The sequence below is a fragment of the Hamadaea tsunoensis DSM 44101 genome (assembly GCF_000428945.1).
Taxonomy (GTDB): domain Bacteria; phylum Actinomycetota; class Actinomycetes; order Mycobacteriales; family Micromonosporaceae; genus Hamadaea; species Hamadaea tsunoensis.
This window is the reverse complement of record NZ_AUAX01000030.1, coordinates 20721-40711: the sequence shown is the minus strand read 5'-3', so window position 1 is coordinate 40711 and position 19991 is coordinate 20721. Positions and strand designations below refer to the sequence as shown.

The following is a 19991-nucleotide window of genomic DNA, read 5'->3' as shown; positions in this document are numbered from 1 at the left end:
AGGTGGAGCCCGCGGTGATCACGATGCAGACGGGGCCGCAACCGGCCGATTTCGCCGACGTGCGCGCCACGAACCTCGCTGTCGTCCTGCGCCACCTGCGCATCAACGCCCCCTGCTCGCGGGCGGACATCGCCGCGGCGACCGGCCTCAACAAGGCCACGGTGTCGAGCCTCGTGGCCGACCTCATCGAGCGCCGGCTGGTCAAGGAGACGGGCATGACCGAGCGGCGGATCGGCCGCCCGGCGACCATGCTCGTGCTCGACGGCTCGCCCTACGCGGCCATCGGCCTCGAGGTCAACGCGGACTACATGACGGCCGTGGCGGTCGACCTCGCCGGCGACCGGCTGCTGTCGTGGCGGCGGGCGTTCGCCGGGTCGTCGTCGAACCCGGGCCAGGCGGCGGCTTCGATCGCGGCGCTGGCCAAGCGGGCGGTCGCCAAGGTCGAGAAGGACGGCCGGCGCACGCTCGGGCTGACGGTCGGCGTACCGGGGCTGGTCGACGGGGACGGGATCGTCCGGATCGCCCCGAACCTGCGCTGGCGCGACGTCGACCTGCGGTCCGCGATGCGCAAGGCGCTCAACGAGCCGCCCTACCCGATCGAGGTCGAGAACGACGCCAATCTCGCCGTCCTCGCCGAACAGCGCTACGGCGGCTTCGCCGACGCGGCCAATCTCGTCTATCTCACCGGCGAAGTCGGCATCGGCGCGGGCGTCATCTGCAACGGCCATCTGCTGCGCGGCTCCCGCGGGTACGCCGGCGAATTCGGCCACATTCTCGTCGACCCGACGGGACCGGTGTGCGGATGCGGCCGGCGCGGTTGCCTGGAGGCGCTGGCCGGCATCGGGGCGGTCGTCTCCCGCGCTCTTCCGGACGCCTCCGCGTCCTCCCCGACCGAGTTGGAACCCGAGGTCGAAGAGGTCGTACGCCGAGCCAAGGCGGGTGATCCGAAGGTGCTCGACGTGCTCGCCGAGACCGGCCGGCACCTCGGTTACGGCATAGCGACGGTCGCCAATCTCATCAATCCCGAAGTGGTGGTCCTGGGCGGCTATTTCGTGCCTTTGTCACCCTGGTTGATCCCGGCCGCCGAATTGGAACTCGCGTCGCGTTCGATCGCCCCCGAATCAGGCGGTACGCGGATCGTCGCGTCTCATTTGGACCTCGGTGCGGCGGCGACCGGCGGGGCCGCCCGCGTACTCGACACGATCGATTCGGGCCGGTTGCCGACCCGTTGATCCACTACCGGCCGCCGGCCCCGCAAAGGGTCGGCGGCCTGGGAAGACGACCGGAACCCTTGACGCATGGGAGCGCTTCCGGTAGACCTTCCAGACAAGTTCCCGAAACACCACCGACATCTTTCCTTCGGCGTACCGTCGAAGCGCTTCGACCGCGTCCCCCGCAGCCGTGCAGCTCTGTCCCGAGCGCCGCTGTGCGTACTGTTGAAGCGCTTCGACTGTGCGTCGCCCACGACGGACGGTGACCCTGATGGATGAGAGCCCGAGCCCGCGCAGCCAGGTAGAGGGCCTGGTCGCACAGCTGAGCGTCGAGGAGAAGCTCGCGCTGCTGCACCAGCACCAGCCCGCGATCGAACGGCTCGGGCTGGCCCGCTTCACGACCGGCACGGAAGCCTTGCACGGCCTCGCGTGGCTGGGTGAGGCGACCGTGTTCCCGCAGGCCGTGGGTCTCGGCGCGACATGGGACCCGGCCCTCGTACGCCAGGTCGGCGACGCCGTCGGCGACGAGGTACGCGGCCTGCACCACAAGGACCCGGCGCGGTGCGGCCTGAACGTGTGGGCGCCGGTGGTGAACCCGTTGCGGGATCCGCGCTGGGGCCGCAACGAGGAGGGCTACGCCGAGGATCCGCTGCTGACCGGCGTGCTCGGCGACGCGTACGCGTGGGGCCTGCGCGGTGACCACCCCCGCTACCTGAAGACGGCGCCGACCCTGAAGCACTTCCTCGGCTACAACAACGAGACCGACCGGTGCACCACGTCCAGCGATCTCACGCCGCGCGTCCTGCACGAGTACGAGCTGCCCGCGTACCGGCCGGCGATCGCGTCGGGGTCGGCGGTCGCGGTGATGGCGTCCTACAACCTGGTCAACGGCCTGCCCGCGCACGTCACCCCGCTCATCAACGAGCAGCTGCGGACCTGGACGGCCGACGAGATCTTCGTCGTCTCGGACGCGTACGCGCCGAGCAACCTGGCCGATCCCGCGCAGCAGGCGTTCTACCCCGATCACGCGACGAGCCACGCGGCCGCCCTGCGGGCCGGGATCGACAGCTTCACCGACGCCGACAACCGGTCCCACGTGACGATCGACCGCTTGCGGGAGGCGTTGCAGCGCGGCCTGATCACCGAGTCCGATCTGGACACCGCCGTCACCCGGGCGCTGCTGCTGCGGGCCCGGCTGGGCGAGTTCGCCGACCCGGCCGCCAACCCGTACGCGCAGATCAGCGCCGACGTCATCAACTCGCCGGAGCATCAGCGGCTGGCCCTGGCCGCGGCCCGGGCGTCGATCGTGCTGCTGAAGTCGGAGTGCAAGCTGCTCCCGCTGGCCACCACGAGGACGCTGGCCGTGATCGGACCCCTGGCCGGGCGGACCTTCACCGACTGGTACAGCGGCACACTGCCGGGGAGCGCTTGCGCGAGCCGCCAGGAGTTCGGTCAGCCCGGTTCCGTGACGATCAAGGACGGCCTGGCGTCCACTTTCGACACCGTCCGGTACGCCGAGGGCGTCGACCGCGTCGCGTTCCAGCGGGACGGCCGCTACCTGACCGTCGACGAGAACGGCGCGCGGCTGACCGACGAGGTCGGCGCGTTCGACGTGTTCGACTGGGGCCACGGCGTGGTCACCCTGCGTTCGACCGCGACCGGGCGGTTCCTGCGGGTGGGCGAGGACGGCACGCTCGACGCGCTCTCGGCCGGCCCGTCCGAGTGGGTCGTCCGCGAGATGTTCACGCTGGAGCCGCTGGCCGACGGCGGTGTGCACCTGCGCCACCACGCCTCCCCCGGCAACCCGGAGCTCGGCGGCGTGCAGGCGGACCTGAGCGTCGGCACGGCGGCGGTCGCCTTCGAGGTCGAACTGCTGGTGGACGGGGCCGCCCAGGCCGCGACCCTGGCCCTGCAGTCCGATGCGGCCGTCGTCGTGCTCGGCAACCACCCGCTGGTCAACGGGCGTGAGACCGAGGACCGCCGGGACCTGGCCCTGCCCGAGAGCCAAGATCACCTGCTCCGCGAGGTCTACGCGGCCAACTCCTCGACCGCGCTGGTCCTGGTCTCCAGCTACCCGTACGCGGTCACCTGGGCCGAGATCCACCTGCCGGCCGTGCTCTGGACGTCGCACGGCGGGCAGGAGATGGGCACCGCCGTCGCCGAGGTGCTGAGCGGGCGTACCGATCCGGGCGGGCGGCTGCCGCAGACCTGGTACCGCAGCGCCGGCGAGCTGCCCGACATCCTCGACTACGACATCATCGCCAACGACGCGACGTACCAGTACTACCGCGGCACGCCCCTCTACCCGTTCGGGCACGGACTGTCCTATGCGGACTTCGCGTACGAGAACCTGCGGTTGTCGGCCGACAGCGCCGGCGCGGGCGAGACCGTCGAGGTCACGCTGACGGTGACCAACCTGAGCGCGCGTACGGGCTCCGACGTGGTCCAGCTCTACACGCACCAGCAGCGCTCGCGGGTCAAGCAGCCGCTGCGCAAGCTCCGCGACTTCCGCAAGATCACCCTCGGCCCCGGCGCCTCCGCCGAGGTCACCCTCACCCTGCGGGCCGACGACCTCGCCTTCTGGGACGTCACCACCGACCGCCCGGTCGTCGAGGCCGCCCGGCACAAGATCATGGTGGGCCGGTCCAGCGCCGACGTGCGCCTCACGGCCACACTGGGCGTACGCGGGACGGTCATCGGCACCCGCCGCGCGGTCGACCGGCCGATCGCCACCGCCGGCAACGACGAGTACTGCGGCGTCACCCTCGCCGGCGACGGGGTCCGGGCCGCCGAGGACGGCGCCTGGCTGTGCTTCCAGGGCGTCGACCTCTCCGGTGTACGCACGACCAGGCTCGACGGTCACGGCGGCCGCGTCACGCTGCGGGTGGACGACCCGTTCGCCGGCACCGTCCTGGCGCAGGGCGTACCGGGGCAGTCGCTGGTGTCGGCCACAGTGGACGGCGTGCACGATCTCTACGTGATCTTCTCATCGGCCGGCACCGAGGTCTCGTCCCTGCGGTTCGGCGGGACCGCCGCATGACCCGCGACCGCATGGTGACGATCACCGACGTCGCCCAGCACGCGGGCGTGGCGGCGAGCACGGTCTCCTACGTCCTGAGCGGCAAGCGGACGATCTCGGCCACGACCCGGGCCCGGGTCCTCGCCTCGATCCGGGCGCTGGGCTTCCACCCGCACGCGGGCGCCCGGTCGCTGGCGAGCAACAAGGCGAACGTCATCGCGCTCGCCCTCCCGCTGCGCCAGGGGATGCACCTGCCGGTCCTCATGCAGTTCGCGACCGCCGTCCTGACCGCGGCCCGGGCCGTCGACCACGACGTGCTGCTGCTGACCGCCGACGAGGGCGCGGCCGGCGTACGCCGCATCGCCGGCAGCGCCATGGTCGACGGGTTGATCCTCATGGACGTCGAGACGCACGATCCTCGCGTACCGACGCTGCGGGAGCTGGCCCGGCCGAGTGTCCTCATCGGACTACCAGCCGAGTCCGACGGGCTGACCTGTGTCGACCTCGACTTCGCGGCGGCCGGGGCGGCCTGCGTCGAGCACCTCGTCCAGCTCGGCCACACCGAGCTCGCGCTCCTCGGCGCCCCGCAGGTCGTCTACGACCGCGACACCGGTTTCGCGAGGCGTACGCGCGACGGCGTCATCGCGGCCGCGCACGCCGCCGGCGTGACCGCCACGGCGCGCCCCTGCGACTCGACCTACGCGGCCGCCCTGGCGGCGGTCCGCGCCCTCCCGCACGCGACCGGTCTGATCGTGCACAACGAGGCGGTGGTGGACCACGTGCTGACCGCCCTGCGCACCATGGGCAGGCGCGTCCCGGAGGACGTCTCGGTAGTGGCCATCTGCCCGGACGAAGTGGCCGAACGGGCGACCCCGGAATTGACATCGGTGCCGATCCCGGCCGGCGAGGTCGGCGGGCGCGCGGTCGAGCTGCTCATGAGCAAACTCGCGGGCGAGCCGGTTCCGCCGGTGACCCTGCTGCCGCCGTCGCTCCGTCTGCGCTCGTCAACCGCATCGATTCATTGACGCTGGGCATCTTCCCTGCTCGCCGCGTGCCAACCTTCGATTCCACTGTGGACCTGCGGAAACAAGGGCTTCACAAGGAGGCTGCGAAGGAGTTAAATCTCTATCCAGCGGAGTGCTCCGCCCAAGACTGGGAGCGCTCCCAGAAAATGATCACCCGTGTCTTGCTGCAGAAATGCGGCGGGGCGGATGCGCCCACATCCGCCCCGGTGTCCCCCGCACGACGCTAGCCGCACGGCTCCACGGACAGGAGACATCGTAATGCCGAAAGGCCACTCCCGGCGACGTCGGTGCTGGACGTCTCACATGTCGGCTGCCGTCGACCTGTCCGCGTCCGCCCCTTAAAAGGGGATTTACACCGAACACCGAGGAGAAAACGCATGAGCCGCAGTCTCGTGCGTCGGATCGGTACGCGCAGTCGACGACTGATCGCTATCGGTTCGGCGCTCGTCCTTGCGCTCGCCGGCATCGTAGCCGGGGCAGCCCCGGCGCACGCCGCCGTCGCCTGCCAGGTCGATTACACGACGAGCGACTGGACATCCACCCCCACCTCCGGCGGCTTCACCGCCAACCTGACGATCCACAACCTGGGCGACCCGATCACTGCCTGGACCCTGACCTTCACGTTCCCGAACGGGCAGTCCGGGATTCAGGGCTGGTCGGCGAACTGGTCGCAGTCGGGCGCGGTGGTCACCGCCACCAACCTGTCCTGGAACGGCGCGCTCGCGACGAACGCGACGACCGGCATCGGCTTCAACGCCAACTGGACCGGCTCCAACGGCAAGCCCACCGATTTCAAGATCAATGGTCAGGCCTGCACGGGTGCCAACGCGGCGCCCACGGTGAGCATCACCAGCCCGGCCAGCAACACGCACTTCACGGCCCCGGCGGCCTTCACGATCGCGGCCACCGCGGCGGACACGGCGCCGGGTAGCGTCGCGAACGTCGAGTTCTACCGGGACGGCTCGCTCCTCGGCTCGGACAGCTCGTCGCCGTACTCGTGGGCGGTCTCCGCCCTACCGGTCGGCACGTACACGTTCCAGGCCAAGGCGTACGACAACCAGGGCGCCACAGCCACGGCACAGATCACGGTGATCGTCGACGCGTCCACCGCGCCGTCGATCGTGACGAGTGCGGCGGCGGTGAGCGTACCGGAGGGTGGATCAGCCACCGTCGGCGTGAAACTTTCCGCGGCGCCCACCGCGAACGTCTCCGTCACGGTCGCCCGCAGCGCCGGTGACACGGACATCACGGTCACTCCGGCCACGCTGACGTTCACGACGGCGAACTGGTCGACGGCGCAGAACATCACCATCGCCGCCGCCGAGGACGCCGACAACACCAACGGCACCGCGACCGTCACCCTCAGCGCCACCGGCTACACGTCGGCCTCGATCAGCGCGACCGAGTCCGACAACGACCAGCCGGTCTACGTGGCCCGGTTCCTGGAGCAGTACAACAAGATCAAGAACTCGGCCAACGGCTACTTCTCGCCCGAGGGTGTGCCCTACCACTCGATCGAGACGCTGATCGTCGAGGCGCCGGACTACGGCCACGAGACCACGTCCGAGGCGTTCAGCTTCTGGCTGTGGCTGGAGGCCCAGTACGGCCGGGCGTCGGGCAACTGGGCGCCGTTCAACCAGGCGTGGGCGACGATGGAGAAGTACATCATCCCGGCCCACACCGACCAGCCCACGTCGGGCGCCTCGGGCACGCCGCAGTACGCGGCCGAGCACGACTACCCCGACCAGTACCCGTCACCGCTGGAGCCGTCCGTCCCGGTCGGCACCGACCCGCTGAAGTCGGAACTCACCAGCACCTACGGCACCTCCGACATCTACGGCATGCACTGGCTGCTGGACGTCGACAACAAGTACGGCTACGGCCACTGCGGCGACAAGACGACGCGGGTCGCGTACATCAACACGTTCCAGCGTGGTGCCCAGGAGTCCGTGTGGGAGACCGTCCCGCAGCCCGCCTGCGACACCTTCACCGCCGGCGGCCAGTACGGCTACCTCGACCTGTTCATCAAGGACACCGGTACGCCCGCCAAGCAGTGGAAGTACACCGACGCCCCGGACGCCGACGCGCGTGCGGTCGAGGCGGCGTACTGGGCACTGCAGTGGTCGACCGCCCAGAACAAGCAGGCCGACGTCGCGGCGACCGTGGCCAAGGCCGCCAAGATGGGTGACTACCTGCGCTACGCGCTGTTCGACAAGTACTTCAAGAAGATCGGGAACTGCGTCGGCGCCTCGGCCTGTGCCGCGGGAACCGGCCGGGACTCCGAGCACTACCTGCTCTCCTGGTACTACGCCTGGGGCGGCGGCATGTCCGACCAGTGGTCGTGGCGTATCGGCTCCAGCTTCAACCACTTCGGTTACCAGAACCCGCTCGCGGCGTACGCGCTGTCGAACGTCACGGACCTGAAGCCGAAGTCGGCGAGCGCCAACGCGGACTGGACCACGAGCCTCCAGCGTCAGCTGGAGTTCTACCAGTGGCTCCAGTCCTCGGAAGGCGCGATCGCCGGCGGTGCGACCAACAGCTGGGGCGGCAACTACGGCACTCCCCCGACCGGTACGCCGACCTTCTACGGCATGTTCTACGACCAGCAGCCCGTCTACCACGACCCGCCGTCGAACCAGTGGTTCGGCATGCAGGCCTGGTCGCTCGAGCGGCTGGCGGAGTACTACTACGTGACCGGCAACGCGACCGCCAAGTCCATCCTGGACAAGTGGACCACGTGGGCCATGGCCCACACGACCTACACGGCGACCACGTTCTCGATCCCGTCGGACCTGTCCTGGTCCGGCGCCCCGAACACCTGGAACGCGTCGTCCCCGCAGGCGAACACCAACCTGCACGTGACGATCACCGCCAACGGTTCGGACGCCGGCATCGCGGCCTCGTACGCCCGCCTGCTGACGTACTACGCCGCCAAGTCGGGCTCGACGACGGCGAAGGCCACCGCCAAGGGCCTGATCGACGCCCTGTACGCCAACAGCGACAGCAAGGGCGTCGGCATCCCGGAGACCCGCTCGGACTACAGCCGGTTCGACGACGTCTACAACGCCACCGACCACCAGGGCCTCTACATCCCGTCCACCTGGACGGGCACGATGCCCAACGGTGACAAGATCAAGTCTGGCGACTCGTTCCTGGACATCCGCTCCTGGTACAAGCAGGACCCGTCGTGGTCGTCCGTGCAGTCCTACCTCAACGGCGGGTCGGCACCTTCGTTCACGTACCACCGGTTCTGGGCCCAGAGCGACATCGCCATGGCGTACGCCGACTTCGGCTACCTGTTCCCCAACGGCTGACCCCTCTCAACACCGGGGCGCGGCAACCTCTGTCCACAGGGGTTGCCGCGCCCCACCTCTTTTCGCCAGTGTTGGTGGGTGGCCCGCCCATCCGTGGAACCCCGCGGCCTGCTGAACGGACCGTTCCGCGGCCCGGATGCCATCGCCGCCGGCCTGCTCACCCCACGTCAACTTCACGGATCGACCTGGGTACGGCTGCTACGCGGCGTATACGTGCATTCGTCCGTCACCGTTGATCATCGGACGCTGTGCGAGGCGGCGGCCCTCCTTCTGCCGCCCGGAGCCGCGATCGCCGAAACGAGCGCCGCGCTGCTCTGGGGTGCAGCCATCAACAATCCGGACAAGGTCACGGTCTACCTTCCGCCGGGCGTGAAGCTCGGTGCCAGCGCGGGGCTGGTCGTCAGACGCATCAGACTCGCCGACGATGAGACGACCTCCGTTCTCGGACCGGTCGTCACGACGCCGCTGCGAACGGCCTTCGACATCGCGCACAGGTGTCTGCTCGTCGATGCGGTCGTCGCTCTAGATGCGATGCTGCACAAGCGGGTGATCTACCTTGACGCCCTCCTCGACCATCTGAACCGGCGAGCGGGGGAGTTCGGCGTGGCCGCGGCACGCAAGGCCATCGCCCTGGCCGATCCACTCGCGGAATCGGCCATGGAGACACGGCTGCGACTGGTCCTTCTCGCCGGCGGCCTCCCCCGGCCGGTCGCCCAGCTCAAGGTCTTCGACGGCCAGCGGTTCGTCGCACGGCTGGACTTCGCCTATCCCGATGCGATGCTCGCCATCGAGTACGACGGCGACCATCATCGCGACCGGATCACCTTCCGATTCGACCTCGAGCGACAGAACGAACTACGCGTATTGGGATGGACGGTGCTCCGTTTCACCGCGGATGACGTTCTGCGCTTCCCGGGTCGCACCGTGGCTCAGGTCCGCGTGATGCTCGCGAGCAGAGGATCTTGACGGATGTCCGGAAAGGAACATCATCTCCAGCGGATGAGGTCACTTTCTGGACATCCGTCAAGATCCAGCCCGGGGACGCGTGGTGAGATGGGGCCGTGATTGCTCCGCGCGTGGTCGCCACCGATCTGGACGGGACCCTCCTCCGCAACGACTCCACCCTTTCCGAGCGCACCCGGCAGGCGCTGCGGAAGACCAGAGCCAAGGGCATCAAGGTGGTCGCGGCCACCGCTCGGCCCGCCCGCGTGGTCAAGGAGCTCTTCGACGAGCAGGACATCGACATCGCGATCTGCGGGAACGGTGCGTCCCTCTACGACCCCGAAGACCAGAAGATCACCCTCACCCACGCGATGGCTCCCGACTTCGTGGCGAGCGTCATCGAAGAGATCTCCCGGAACATTCCAGGCTCCGGGTACGCGGTGGAGACGGGGCACCGGGTGCTTTTCGAGCCGGGATACACCTACCGCCCGACGCTGGACTTCGACCGTATCGCCGTCCAGGAGGTCAGCGACCTCCTCACCGAGCCGGCCGTGAAACTCATGGTGCTGCTGCCGGACGAGGATCCCGACCGGGCCTGGGCGGTCCTGAAGCCCGTTCTGGGACAGGTGATCACGTGTACGTGGTCGAACGAGCGGGCGCCGCTGGAGATCGCGCTGCCGTCCGTCACGAAGGCCCTGGCGCTCGCCGAACTCTGCGCGACGTGGGGGGTCACCGCACAGGAGGTGATGGCCTTCGGGGACGCGCCGAACGACATTCCGATGCTGGAATGGGCGGGGATGGCGTACGCGGTGGCGAATGCGCAGGCTGCGGTGAAGGCGGCCGCCCGGCACGTGACCGCCGCTAACGAGGATGACGGCGTGGCGCGGGTGCTGGAGGGGCTGCCGGGCTGAGGCCGCGTTCGACGAGATGCGTCGCGAGCACCTCCGTACGCGGCCACGACTGGTCGCCGGCGATCCGGGTGAACAGCAGCTCGGCGGCGATCCGGGCCATTTCCCGGGTGTCGTACGCGATCACGGTGAACGGGCGCGGCATCAGGTAGGACAGCTCGAAGTCGTCGAAGCCGAGCAGGTCGGCGTCGCTGCCCCGGCTCCACAGGCCGTGCAGCGCGCCCACCGTGATGCGGTTGTTGAGGCACACGAAGGCGGTCGGCGGGTCGGGGAGCTCGAGCAGTCGCCCGGCGACGGATGCCGCGGTCGACGGGTCGCGCACGCCTTCGCGTACAAGATCGTGGTCGTAGTGCGCGCCGGCCGCGGAGAGTGCCTCCTGCGCTCCCGCGAGGCGCTCGCGCATGGTGTAGACGCCGACCGAGTCGAGCAGGACGGCGATGCGGCGGTGGCCGAGGGCGAGCAGGTGCTCGACGCCGGAGCGGGCGCCGCCGCGGTTGTCGAGCAGGACGGTGTCGGCGACGAGGCCGCCGCCGGGGCGGTCGAGGAAGACCACGGGGACGCCGCGCTCGACCTCGGGCCGCAGGTACGCGTGGTCGTAGCCGGCGGGGACGACGACGAGCCCGTCGACGCGGCGCGCGCACAGGTCGCGCAGCAGGACCTCCTCGCGGGCCGGGTCCTCCTCGGAGCTGGCCGTGATGAGCAGGGTGTCGTGGGCGCGGCTGACCTCGGCCAGGGTGTCGGCGATCGTCGCGTAGAACGGGTTGGCGATCTCCTCGATGAGCAGGCCGATCGTGGCGGTCTGCTGGCCCGAGCGCAGGGCGCTGGCCAGGTGGTTGCGCCGGAAGCCCAGTTCGGCGATGGCCGCGCGGACCCGGTCGGCCATCTCGGGCTGCACCTGCGGCGACCCGTTGACGACCCGCGAGACGGTCTTGAGGCTGACTCCCGCGCGGCGCGCGACATCCACCATCGTGGGACGCGGCCGGTGGGTGTTCACGGTGCGAGATTACCCGTGCCGCGACGGCGCGCGGGATGAGGTTGACGCGGCGCGGCCCGTCGCGGAGGGTAGGTCCATCCGGGTCATCGCCGACCACGGCCAGGCGCGTACGCCCGAGGTGTCGTTTTGATCAGGCACAACCGGAAAGTAAGGGTGCGATGTTACCCATGCGTGATGAGCACGTGACAACGTTGTCCGCCATGGAGTCCGATTCTCTCGCCCTGGCCGTGGACGTGGGCGGTACCAAGATGGCCGCCTGCCTCGTCCAGTCCGACGGCCGCCTCATCGGGTCGCAGACGATCCCGACCGCCGACGGCTCCGCCGAGGACGTCTGGCAGCCCCTCGCGACCCTCGTCCGCGAGATCGCGGCCCGGGCCGACCGACCGCTGCTGGGGGTCGGCGTCGGCACCGCGGGCCCGCTCGACCTCGCCGGCGGCACCGTCAGCCCGGTCAACATCGCCGGCTGGCGCGAGTTCCCGCTGGCCCGACGGCTCGCCGAGGTGCTGCCGGGCGTACCGGTGCGGATGGCCGGCGACGGCATCTGCGCCGCCGTCGGCGAGCACTGGCGGGGCGCCGCCCGCGAGGTCGACGACGTCATCGTGCTCGTCGTCTCCACCGGCGTCGGCGGCGGGATCATCCAACGTGGACGGCTGGTGACCGGGCGTACCGGCAACGCGGGGCACATCGGCCACACCGTCGTGGACCTCGGCGGCGATCCCTGCCCGTGTGGCGGCCGGGGCTGTGTCGAGGCGCTCGCCTCCGGCCCCAGCATGGTCTCCTACGCCGTACGCAACGGCTGGGTCGGCAGCTCCGCCGTCGAGCTCGCGGACGCGGCCCGGGCCGGGGACAAGGTCGCCAACCAGGCGTTCGAGCGCGCCGGCCACGCCGTGGCGGCCGGGATCATCTCGGCGTCGGCGCTGTGCGACCTGACCGCGGCGGTCATCGGCGGCGGCGTCTCCCACGCGGCCGACCTGCTCTTCCCGCCGCTGAAGCGGGCCCTGGAGGAGCACGGCAAGCTCGGCTTCCTGCGCGACATCGAGATCAGCACGGCCGCTCTGGGCAGTTCCGCGGGGCTGGTCGGCGCCGGTGCCCTCGTCTTCGAGCCCGAGCGGTACCCGTCGGCCGCCCGGCTGGTCCACGTCTAGGAAACCGGTCCGGTTCAGGCAGAAAGAGGCGGGCCGCTTGTGGCGGCCCGCCCCCTTTTCCCGCAGCCCCGAGAGGGCTGTCAGTACACCTCGACCTCATAGATCCGCGCCGCGGCGTCCGTCGTCTGCGTCGGAGTGACGACGTTCAGGCGTACGTAGCGCGCGCTGCGCGGCGTGATCGGGTGCGTCGTCGTGCCGGCGGTGTTGCCGGTGACGGTCACGACGGTCGTCCAGGTGGTCCCGTCGGTCGACGTCTGGATGTTGAAGTCCTTGGTGTTCCAGGACGCCGACTCACCGCCCGCCTCGGCGTGGCGGATCGTGAAGGACGAGACCGTCTGCGCCGACCCGAGGTCGACCTGCCACCACTTGCTCGTCCCGGCCGAGCACCACTTGTCCGAGTTGCCACCGGTCCACGAACCGTTGTTCGCCTTGGCCGCGGCCTCGTTCGCGTTGCACGAGGAGTCGGCCGTGGCCGTCTTGTTCAGGGCCAGGTTGACCGCGCCGGTCGCCGGGGCGTACACCTCGAACTCGTCGATGCGCGCCGCCCCGTTGCCGTCGTTGGCCGGCGTGGTGATGTCCAGCTTCACGTAGCGGGCGCTGACGCCGCTGATCGTGGACAGCACGCGGCTGGCCTTGTTGCCGCTCACCGAGGCCCGCTGGGTCCAGGTGGCGGCGTCGGTGCTCGTGGAGATCGTGTAGGCGCCGGTGTTCCAGCCGGTCTGCTCGCCGCCGAGGCCGGCGTTCTTCACCACGAACGCGCCGACGTTCTGCGCCGAGCCGAGATCCACCTGCAGCGTCTTCGTGCCGCTCACCGTCGAGCACCACTTGCTGTTGACGCCGAGCTGCCCGTCGACCGCCTTCGCCGCGCTCTCCGTGGCGTTGCAGCTGGTCGAGCCGGTCACCGTCTTGTTCAGGGCGAGGTTCGTGCCCAGGTCCGGCGCCGCGGCGGGCGGGCTCCACCCGTCGTTGAAGCTCGGCGGCACGTCACCCGCGCCGGTGCCCCAGCTGCTCGCCGAAGCCCCCATCGTGTACGCGAGGGTGCCGCCCGCGGCGATGTCCGGGTACCGCAGGTAGTTGTGGCTCGACGAGGTCCCGTTGAGCGAGAAGCTCTGCACGTACTGGTTGCCCTGTCCGGCGTTGGTCGCGTTGATCTGGATGTTGCCGCCGGGCCGGGTGATGAGGATCGACGGGAACAGCGGGCCGTGCAGGGCCAGCGTGTCCGCGCCCGGGGTGGCCGGATACATGCCGAGCGACGCCCAGACGAACCAGGCCGAGGTCGCGCCCAGGTCGTCGTTGCCGGGCAGGCCGCCGGCACCGGTCGTGAACGACTCGTTCATCACCCGGCGTACGGCGGCCGAGGTGCCGGCCGGGTAGCGGGCGAAGTTGTACGCCCACGGCACCCCGTGCTCGGGCTCGTTGCCGATGTAGAAGTACGGCTGGGTCAGACCACCGTTGAGCTGGGTGAAGTGGTGGTCGAGGCGCTGCCGCGCGGTCACCGGGCCGCCCATCAGGTTGATCAGGCTGCCGAAGTTGTAGGGCACCATCCAGGTGTACTGGGAGGCGTTGCCCTCGGTGTAGTTGCTGCTGCTCGCCGGGTCGAGCGGCGTCACCCAGGTGTTGTCCGGGTTGCGCTTCTGGATGTAGTTCGTCTCCGGGTTGAAGACGTTGGCCCACCACTGCGCCCGCTGGATGTAGGTGTTGTAGAGGCTCGTGTTGCCCTGCCGCTGGGCGAACTGCGCCACCGCGAAGTCGGAGGCCGAGTACTCCAGCGAGTCGGACGAGTCCTCGTCAATGAAGTGCTGGCTGGTGTACTCCGACTGCCGCCCGCGGATCGAGCCGCCCTGCGTGGTGCCGCCGTTCGAGCTGGAGTTCATCAGGTTGAGCGCGGCGGTCGTGTCGAAGTTCGTGACCCCGAAGGCGTTCAGGCTCGACACGATGATCGGCCCGGGGTCGCCGTTCATCACGAAGACCTCGCTGGTGTTGTGCGACCACTTGGGCAGTAGACCGCCCTGCTGGCCGTCGAGCACCATCGAGTTCGCGATGTCCGCCGCCTCGGTCGGCGCGATGAGCGCCACCAGCGCGGCCCACGACCGGTAGATGTCCCAGCCCGAGTAGTTCTGGTAGACCGGCCGGGACGAGCTGTGCACCGCGTTGTCGAACCCGAGGTACTGGCCGTTGGTGTCGCTGGCCAGATTCGGGTTGATCAGCACGTGGTACAGCGCGGTGTAGAACTTCTGCAGATCGGCCGCACTGCCCCCGGTCGCCTGTACGCGGTTCAGAATGGTGTTCCAGTCCGTGTCCGCGTTGGCCTTGACCGTGTCGAAGGCGAAGCTCGGCTGCTCGGCCGCCAGGTTGGCCTGGGCGTTGGCCGTGCTCACGAAGGAGACGCCCATCCGCAGGTTCACCGTCGCGTTCGACGTCGTGTCGAAGGTGACGTAGCCGCCGGAGTTCGTCCCGCTCGTGCTCGTCGACCCGGCCGACACCGTCCCGCCGAGCCACGTGCCGACGCTGGTCGGCGTACGGTCGAAGACGCCGTAGTAGTAGATGTTGTAGGTCTTCGACGTGCCGCAGAACCCGCCGCCCGTGAACGAGCCGCTGATCGTGCTGCCGCTGATCGACACCGAGCCGTTGCGGCTGCCGGTCGCGTCCTTGCTCGTGTTGAGCAGGATCCGGGCGCTGGTCGTCGACGGGTAGGTCACCCGCATCGCCGCCGTACGCTTCGTCGCCGACAGCTCGACCTGCGTGTTCCCGTAGGTGGACAGGACCGACTTGTAGTACCCGGCCTGGCTCACCTCGCTCCCCTTGACCTGGGTCGCCTGGTAACTGGTCCAGCTCGTGCCGGGCGATGCCGAGATCGCCCCCGTGATCGGCAGGATGCCGAGGTCCTCGTTGTTCGAGCAGCCCGCACCGTTGAAGTGCGTCAGGGCGTACTCCTGGATCTGGGTGTCGGCGAACCGGTAGCCCGACGGGGACGCGGTCGGGGTGTCCGGGCTGAACTGCACCATGCCGAACGGCGCGACGGGCCCGGGAACGGTGCTGCCGCCCGCGCCGCCGCCGACCGGGTTCGGCGAGTTGCTGTCGTCGGTGCCGATGAAGGGGTTCACGTACTGGGTCAGGTTGAGGGTCGCCGCCTGCGCGGCCGTCCCGGGGTAGGAGACCGTCAGGGCGCCGGCCAGGAGCAGGCCGGTGAGCGCGCGCCCGATCAGTGGGAGGGGTGCTCGGGGCATGGATCCACTCCTTTCGGACAACGCCGCGGGGCATATCGCGGACAACGTTGTCATCGGAATGGACATAGAAAAGTACCTACACAGAAATATGTCAACGGTCTACGAAGGCCGGGATTTGCCCCCCGGCGCTGAACAGCGGAAACCCTTACCCTCGAACGCTGTTCGCGGTCGCGTACGCGGCGGGGCCGAACAGGACGAGGCGAGCCTCGACAAGATGGGCGGGCTCGGCGGCGTCGAGGACGGCCAGCGCCTGGCGTACCGCGTCGTCGACCGGCCAGCGGTAGATCCCCGCCGAGATCAGCGGGTACGCGATCGTCGCCGCGCCCAGCTCGTCGGCCAGCCGCAGAGCATTGGCGTAGCAGTCGCGCAGCAGCCCGGACCGGTCCTCGGTGGCACTCCACACAGGACCGACGGTGTGCACGACCCAGCGGGCGGGCAACCTGCCGGCGGTGGTCGAGACCGCCTGGCCGACCGCCAGACCGCGGCCGTACTTCGAGGCGCGCAGGGCCCGGCACTCGGCGAGGATCTCGGGACCGCCCTTGCGGTGGATGGCACCGTCGACGCCCCCGCCGCCGAGGAGGGAGGAGTTGGCGGCGTTGACGATCACGTCGACGTCCTGGGCGGTGATGTCGCCCTCGACCAGCTCTACCCGCATCCCCTCAATCTAGTCCACCAGCTGGTCCACCAGCGATTTCGCGGGCCCCGGGCGAACTCGTCGCGTAGCATGGCGCCGATGGCCGCATCAGACGACACCCTCCAGGTCATCCTGGGCGGCGTACGCATCGGCGAGCTGGCCCGGGTCAGTGGACGGCTGACGTTCGCGTACGACGACGCGTACAGGACGGCGGCCGGGGCGACCCCGCTCTCGCTGTCCATGCCGCTCAGCCGGCCGGAGCACGGCGACGAGATCGTCGAGGCCTTCCTCTGGGGACTCCTGCCCGACAACGAGCGTGTCCTGGAGAAGTGGGCCCGCGGCTACCAGGTTTCCGCCCGCAGCGCCTTCGGGATCCTGCGGCACGTCGGCGCCGACTGCGCCGGGGCGGCCCAGTTCGTGCCCGCCGAGGCCGTGAACGGGATCCTCCTCGGCCGAGGCGAGATCGACTGGATCGACGAGGAGGAGATCGGCCGCCGCATCAAGGTGCTGCGCGGCGATCCCACGGCCTGGCACATGTCGCGCACCGGCCAGTTCAGCCTGGCGGGCGCCCAGGCGAAGACCGCCCTGCTCCTCGAGAACGACCGCTGGGGCGATCCGAGCGGCGCCGTCCCGACGACCCACATCATCAAGCCCGCCATCACGGGCTTCGACGACCACGATCTCAACGAGCACGTCTGCCTGCTCGCCGCCGGCCGGCTCGGCCTCCTGACCGCCACGTCACGCGTACGCGAGTTCGCCGGGGAGCGGGCGATCGTCGTCGAACGCTATGACCGGCGTACCGGCCCGGACGGCCGGCTGGAACGGGTGCACCAGGAAGACCTGTGCCAGGCGCTGGGCGTGCCGCCGACGGCGAAGTACCAGAACGAGGGCGGCCCGTCCGCGGAGGACGTGATCCGGCTGCTGCGGACCGCACGCGACGCCGACGAGTCGATCGACAGGTTCGTGGACGCGTTGGCGTACAACTGGTTGGTCGCCGGGACCGACGGCCACGCGAAGAACTACTCGCTGCTGCTGACCGGCGGCGAGGTACGCCTCGCCCCGCTCTACGACCTCGCGAGCGCCCTTCCGTACGACGACATGTACCTGCCGCGGCTGCGGATGGCGATGCGGGTCGGCGGCGAGTACGCGATCACGAAGCTGAGCCGCCGCCACTGGGTACGCTTCGCCGCCGCCAACGGCTTGGATCCCGAGGCGGTCCTCGCCCGGGTGGCACACCTCGCGGCTGGCATGGGGGAAGCGTTCGCGGCGGTCGCCGCCGATCCCGAGATCGCGTCGCTCGGCAGCGCGATGCCGGGACGGCTGGCGGAGAGGGTCGCGAGTCACGCCCTCTCCTGCCAGACCGCGTTGCGTCAGACCGCCTGACGGGCCGACGAGGGCGCGTCAGGCGAGTTGGCTGACGGCTTCGGCGATCAGCCAGACGCCGAAGATCCCGAAGAGCGCCGCCGCGCCGTACTTGATCGCTTTCTCGGGCAGCCGCTTGCCGAGGATCCGGCCGACCACGATCGCGAGCGCGTCCGCCGCCACCATGCCGACCGTGGAACCGAGCCAGGTGCCGAACCAGCCGTACTGCGTGGCCAGCGTGATCGTGGCGAGCATCGTCTTGTCGCCGAGTTCGGCCAGGAAGAACGCGCCGCCGACGGCCCACATGGCCGAGCGCGTACTCCGGTTGACCTTGTCCTTCTCCTCGTCGGTGAGGCGGTCGCCGCGCAGCGTCCAGGCGCCGAAGGCGAGGAACGCGATGCCGGCGACGAGGCTGATCCAGCCGGTGGGCAGGGCCGCGCCGAGGCCGACGCCGACCCCGACGGAGACCAGGTGCACGACCGCGGTGGCGATGGTGATGCCGGCGAGGACCGTCCAAGCCTTGTAGCGCGTGGCGAACGTCAGCGCCATGAGCTGGGATTTGTCGCCGAGTTCGGCGACGAAGATCACACCGAAGCTGACGGCGAGGGCCGCCAGGAATGCTGTCATCGAGGGTCTCCCGGTTGTCCGTACCGGGCGAGACGTACGCGACGACCTCGGCCCGGCAATGGCTGCCTGAGCCGAAGGTCTCGCTCACCCCACGCGACACCGTGAGGTCGGGCGGCCGGGTGTCCGAGGACACCAGTATGTCGACCGCCGCATTGGGAGCTACTCCCCTTCGCGCCCATGAGGCTACCGAAGTGGCAGGTCAGAGTGGACGCGATCTCCGCCACAGCCCGTGTCCGGAACCGGCCGATGTCCGTCAACGCCGCGGCAGCCTCACGTCCGATCCCGGTAGATGTCCGGAACCGGAAGGTCCGAACGGCCCCGCCAGGGCTTAGCGTGAGCGCACCCCCGGGGTTCACCACCACTGTGAGGAGTCTCGACATGTCCATTCCTGGAGGGCTGGGCTGGCGGCAGACCGTCGCCGCGCCGGCCACCGGAGTCGCCGCGGCCGGCGCGCCGATCGCGCGGCCGTCCGCGGCGGCGAGCCCGCGACCCGCCGACCCGACACGCGCCTCGAACGGAACCTTCCACCGGTGGAGCCGCACCTTCTGACCGGGGTCGCGGGCTCGCTCTTCCGGCAGCGGGCCCGCGATCACTACCCTGCCGACATGTCCACCCTCCTGGATCCGGTCGGGCTGAGCCCGATCCACAGCGAGGTCTACCTCGACCTGCTCACCCACCCGCGCAGTTCGGCCACCGACATCGCGGGGCGGCTGAACACCGCGCCGGGACGCGTACGCAAGGCGCTGCAGAAGCTGCTCGACGTCGGGCTGGCCAGCCGCCTCGTGGGTACGCGTACCAACTTCGTCGCGGCGCCGCCCGAGGTGGCCGTGGACGCGCTCGTCGCCCGGCAGACCCAGGAACTCGAACGGCTGCGGGAATCGGCGCACGAGTTGGCCCTGCGCGTACGCGACCTGCTGCCGCCGGCCGAGCCCAGCGAGCTGATCCAGCTGGTCGAGGGGGCCGAAGCGGTCTCCCATCACCTCGCGAGGTTGCAGCATCACGCCCGCGACGAGGTGCTCATCATCGACAGCCCGCCCTACCTCTACGGCAAGCCGGTCGTGAACGAGGAGGAGTTCCAGGCGCTCGCCCGCGGCGTACGCTATCGCGGCCTCTACGACGCCCCGGCCCTCCAGGAAGCCGGGCACCTCGAACAGATGATGGCCTGCGTGGCAGCCGGCGAACAGGCGAGATCACTGCCCCGCGTACGCATGAAAATGATCATTGCGGACCGGAGCCAGGCGCTGCTGCCGCTGAGCTTCTCGGCCGCGGAGACGCGGACCCGGATCCTGGTGCATGCGTCGCCGCTGCTGGACGCGCTGGTCCTGTGCTTCGAATCCCTCTGGGCCCAGGGTACGCCGCTCGGCGCGGCCGAGGCCGCCGCCCAGGAAGTGTCCGAACAGGACCTGAAGGTGCTCTCGATGCTGGCCGGCGGCTACAAGGACCGGGCCATCGCGCGGGCGCTCGGGGTGACCGAGCGGACGGTGGGCCGCCGCATCCAGGACTTGATGGCGCAGCTCAACGCCACGACCCGGTTCCAGGCGGGCCTGGCCGCCGCCCGCCGCGGCTGGCTATAGCCTTCTCGC

14 protein-coding genes are annotated in these 19991 nt (G+C 70.0%); 10 read left to right on the top strand and 4 right to left on the bottom strand.

All coding sequences use genetic code 11. The annotated features are described in order from the left end of the window. Positions 1-23: 23 nt before the first annotated feature. From G401_RS0132975 to G401_RS0132950, 6 genes are all read left to right on the top strand, one after another. The gene (locus G401_RS0132975; RefSeq protein WP_027345838.1) at positions 24-1232 is read left to right on the top strand and encodes an ROK family transcriptional regulator; all 1209 of its coding nucleotides are present in this window, start codon (positions 24-26) and stop codon (positions 1230-1232) included. A gap of 250 nt (positions 1233-1482) precedes the next feature. Beyond that, positions 1483-4251, top strand: coding sequence for a glycoside hydrolase family 3 protein (locus G401_RS0132970; RefSeq protein ID WP_034593903.1), 2769 nt, complete (start codon positions 1483-1485; stop codon positions 4249-4251). After that, entirely contained in the window at positions 4248-5255 is a 1008-nt protein-coding gene (locus G401_RS0132965; protein ID WP_245601915.1) for a LacI family DNA-binding transcriptional regulator, read from the top strand. Before G401_RS0132970 ends, G401_RS0132965 begins: the two co-directional genes overlap by 4 nt. Before the next feature lie 377 nt (positions 5256-5632). Next, positions 5633-8569: a glycoside hydrolase family 48 protein gene (locus tag G401_RS0132960; protein ID WP_034593886.1), complete on the top strand. Its 2937-nt coding sequence runs from the start codon at positions 5633-5635 to the stop codon at positions 8567-8569. Between the two features lie 78 nt (positions 8570-8647). Continuing rightward, positions 8648-9535: a DUF559 domain-containing protein gene (locus G401_RS0132955; RefSeq protein ID WP_034593885.1), complete on the top strand. Its 888-nt coding sequence runs from the start codon at positions 8648-8650 to the stop codon at positions 9533-9535. Between the two features lie 95 nt (positions 9536-9630). Continuing rightward, complete coding sequence (locus G401_RS0132950; protein WP_084557898.1) at positions 9631-10422, top strand: Cof-type HAD-IIB family hydrolase; 792 nt, start codon at positions 9631-9633, stop codon at positions 10420-10422. On the opposite strand, the gene G401_RS50110 is transcribed toward G401_RS0132950, so the two are convergent. Beyond that, complete coding sequence (locus tag G401_RS50110; protein WP_051367489.1) at positions 10373-11386, bottom strand: LacI family DNA-binding transcriptional regulator; 1014 nt, start codon at positions 11384-11386, stop codon at positions 10373-10375. The genes G401_RS0132950 and G401_RS50110 overlap by 50 nt on opposite strands. A 227-nt stretch (positions 11387-11613) precedes the next feature. On the opposite strand from G401_RS50110, the gene G401_RS0132940 reads away from it, so the two are divergent. Further along, complete coding sequence (locus G401_RS0132940; protein ID WP_027345832.1) at positions 11614-12558, top strand: ROK family protein; 945 nt, start codon at positions 11614-11616, stop codon at positions 12556-12558. An 80-nt stretch (positions 12559-12638) separates the two neighbouring features. Here G401_RS0132940 and G401_RS0132935 read toward each other — a convergent pair whose 3' ends face one another. Together G401_RS0132935 and G401_RS0132930 are read right to left on the bottom strand one after the other, a co-directional pair. After that, a complete protein-coding gene (locus tag G401_RS0132935) occupies positions 12639-15785 on the bottom strand; it encodes a GH92 family glycosyl hydrolase (RefSeq protein ID WP_027345831.1) in 3147 nt (1048 codons plus the stop codon). A gap of 145 nt (positions 15786-15930) precedes the next feature. Beyond that, positions 15931-16440 carry an O-acetyl-ADP-ribose deacetylase gene (locus G401_RS0132930; protein WP_027345830.1) on the bottom strand — a complete coding sequence of 170 codons (510 nt, stop codon included), beginning with the start codon at positions 16438-16440 and terminating at the stop codon, positions 15931-15933. 78 nt (positions 16441-16518) lie between these two features. Between G401_RS0132930 and G401_RS0132925 the strand changes: the two genes are divergently transcribed. Next, a complete protein-coding gene (locus G401_RS0132925) occupies positions 16519-17802 on the top strand; it encodes a type II toxin-antitoxin system HipA family toxin (protein WP_051367505.1) in 1284 nt (427 codons plus the stop codon). An 18-nt stretch (positions 17803-17820) separates the two neighbouring features. Here G401_RS0132925 and G401_RS0132920 read toward each other — a convergent pair whose 3' ends face one another. Further along, positions 17821-18408 (bottom strand): TMEM165/GDT1 family protein, encoded by a 588-nt coding sequence (locus tag G401_RS0132920; protein WP_027345828.1) that lies wholly within the window; start codon positions 18406-18408, stop codon positions 17821-17823. A gap of 378 nt (positions 18409-18786) precedes the next feature. Here G401_RS0132920 and G401_RS56350 point away from each other — a divergent pair, with 378 nt between their 5' ends. Together G401_RS56350 and G401_RS0132910 are read left to right on the top strand one after the other, a co-directional pair. Continuing rightward, positions 18787-18957 (top strand): hypothetical protein, encoded by a 171-nt coding sequence (locus tag G401_RS56350; protein WP_157546670.1) that lies wholly within the window; start codon positions 18787-18789, stop codon positions 18955-18957. Between the two features lie 56 nt (positions 18958-19013). Then, positions 19014-19982 carry a helix-turn-helix transcriptional regulator gene (locus tag G401_RS0132910; protein WP_027345827.1) on the top strand — a complete coding sequence of 323 codons (969 nt, stop codon included), beginning with the start codon at positions 19014-19016 and terminating at the stop codon, positions 19980-19982. Positions 19983-19991 lie beyond the last annotated feature (9 nt).

What these genes read in the sequence shown, in the direction of transcription:
- G401_RS0132920 (WP_027345828.1), bottom strand. Translation starts at nt 18,408, where the DNA reads ATGACAGCATTCCTGGCGGCCCTCGCCGTCAGCTTCGGTGTGATCTTC.
- G401_RS0132910 (WP_027345827.1), top strand. Translation starts at nt 19,014, where the DNA reads ATGTCCACCCTCCTGGATCCGGTCGGGCTGAGCCCGATCCACAGCGAG.
- G401_RS56350 (WP_157546670.1), top strand. Translation starts at nt 18,787, where the DNA reads ATGTCCATTCCTGGAGGGCTGGGCTGGCGGCAGACCGTCGCCGCGCCG.
- G401_RS0132970 (WP_034593903.1), top strand. Translation starts at nt 1,483, where the DNA reads ATGGATGAGAGCCCGAGCCCGCGCAGCCAGGTAGAGGGCCTGGTCGCA.
- G401_RS0132930 (WP_027345830.1), bottom strand. Translation starts at nt 16,440, where the DNA reads ATGCGGGTAGAGCTGGTCGAGGGCGACATCACCGCCCAGGACGTCGAC.
- G401_RS0132960 (WP_034593886.1), top strand. Translation starts at nt 5,633, where the DNA reads ATGAGCCGCAGTCTCGTGCGTCGGATCGGTACGCGCAGTCGACGACTG.
- G401_RS50110 (WP_051367489.1), bottom strand. Translation starts at nt 11,386, where the DNA reads ATGGTGGATGTCGCGCGCCGCGCGGGAGTCAGCCTCAAGACCGTCTCG.
- G401_RS0132935 (WP_027345831.1), bottom strand. Translation starts at nt 15,785, where the DNA reads ATGCCCCGAGCACCCCTCCCACTGATCGGGCGCGCGCTCACCGGCCTG.
- G401_RS0132975 (WP_027345838.1), top strand. Translation starts at nt 24, where the DNA reads ATGCAGACGGGGCCGCAACCGGCCGATTTCGCCGACGTGCGCGCCACG.
- G401_RS0132925 (WP_051367505.1), top strand. Translation starts at nt 16,519, where the DNA reads ATGGCCGCATCAGACGACACCCTCCAGGTCATCCTGGGCGGCGTACGC.
- G401_RS0132965 (WP_245601915.1), top strand. Translation starts at nt 4,248, where the DNA reads ATGACCCGCGACCGCATGGTGACGATCACCGACGTCGCCCAGCACGCG.
- G401_RS0132940 (WP_027345832.1), top strand. Translation starts at nt 11,614, where the DNA reads ATGGAGTCCGATTCTCTCGCCCTGGCCGTGGACGTGGGCGGTACCAAG.